Genomic DNA, 1,528 nt, shown 5'->3' on the forward strand with positions numbered 1-1,528 from the left:
ATTGGGTTTGTGGTTCAAGAGAATGCATTGGGATGTACCCGAGTGCTTAAGGTGCTGAGCTCATCGGCCTCTCTCAGATTGCTGGTATTGGGCTGCAATGTCTATGCCCAGGATTATGAGCTACTGAGTTGCCGTGGAACTAGAGGTAGAGTTCGGAGAAAGTTGAAGAATCTAGGAAATTAATAGGTGTCAAGTATGGGAATTAGGACAGAACGTTAGTTTCAGTATGCGCTAGATCACAGAACGTTGAGTAGTGGATATTTCTTCATTTCTGTAGCCCTGTTTCACTCCTGGCAGAGTCCGCAGTTAGAGTCTCATTCAAAAACTTCAACTCAAAAAAATCATAAATCAACCTTGAGGATTGTCCTAAGTGTGGAGAGCACAGTTGGACGACAGCAAAGTAGCTCAGTTGTGGTTAGTTGAGTGACCGTAGCATCACAAATCACTGTACCGGAGCATCTAATTAATCACTCCCCGAGATCCCAACTTCGACTGTCGCCTGGTGAGCTTATCCGTCAGGTATCGCGTTTCAGCGATCATTCAGAAACCGTGGTTTCTAGACTCTACGCAAAAAAATGAGGCGAACAAACTAAAAGAAGGAGAATTATGACGACCAAGCAAGATATGACGAAAATTTGCACAGCCGCAGCTTTAGCCGTGCGCACATTCATCACAGGCAGCAGCAACTTAAGCAGTTATGATGACAGTATTCGGCAAATTGGGATAGATCTTGATCTACGTTTAAATGATATTGACAACATAAAGAAAACTCGTGGCTCTTGGCTGGGAACCATGGTTGATTTTCTTGGTAAAGCAAGGGTGGATGCGGTATATCAATTAATCACCAATAGTGATAAGAAACCCACGAATTGGGGAAGTTCGCTGACCGCTCCTCAGAAATCAGCTTTGAATATTCAACAACATACTGATGTTTATAATTCGTTCAAGACATTCGCAACATTATGGAAAGCAGGAAAGCATCATCCTACCTGGCAGGAGGAGGCAGGCGTAGTCGGGATGAGCAACAAGCAGAGTTATGAGAATTTGGCTGTCAGGGCTGCCAGCCATGCTACAGCTAATTGTGGCGAAACATCACTATTGGCCTATCTGCTGCTTACAACACTTCCCAAAAATGGGAAATATCAGAAGTTATACAAAGCAGCCAGTGCCTTGACTGTCGGGTGGTACCATGGAACCAACTTTGATCACGCCTACGTAATTGTATCCAACAACGGATATAACACCGACAAGGGAACGGTGGCTTCGTATTGTATTTGCGATCCATGGCTAGGAAAATCATACCCCGATCTGAAGAGCGACTTGCATTACGATGGGAAGAATGTGAAGAATGTAGGGCAAACGAGTGGCAGTATGCCGGAAATGAAGTTAGGGGCATATACGTTCGCGTCCACGTCGGGTGCCCTAAAAAAGATACAAGGCGTAATGCAGATTTTTCACTCAGCCTTCCTAGATGAATGGGCGAAACTCTAATAATCGGTGACGAAACCCTCATAGAGGAGACACCTGG

General features: G+C 44.8%; 2 protein-coding genes. Both read left to right on the top strand.

Annotated features, from left to right (window positions below):
• Positions 1–183, top strand: a 183-nt coding sequence (locus tag DXZ20_RS38130) for a hypothetical protein (RefSeq protein ID WP_250566269.1), incomplete at its 5' end; no start/stop codon positions are given.
• A gap of 423 nt (positions 184–606) precedes the next feature.
• Positions 607–1,491, top strand: a complete 885-nt coding sequence (locus DXZ20_RS36985; protein ID WP_163703733.1) for a hypothetical protein — start codon at positions 607–609, stop codon at positions 1,489–1,491.
• The last annotated feature ends 37 nt before the right edge of the window (positions 1,492–1,528 follow it).

Origin of the sequence: Adonisia turfae CCMR0081 (assembly GCF_011009555.1) — a bacterium.
GTDB classification, from domain to species: domain Bacteria; phylum Cyanobacteriota; class Cyanobacteriia; order Phormidesmidales; family Phormidesmidaceae; genus Leptothoe; species Leptothoe turfae.

Coding starts and splice junctions, on each gene's coding strand:
- DXZ20_RS36985 (WP_163703733.1), top strand. CDS start 607: ATGACGACCAAGCAAGATATGACGAAAATTTGCACAGCCGCAGCTTTA.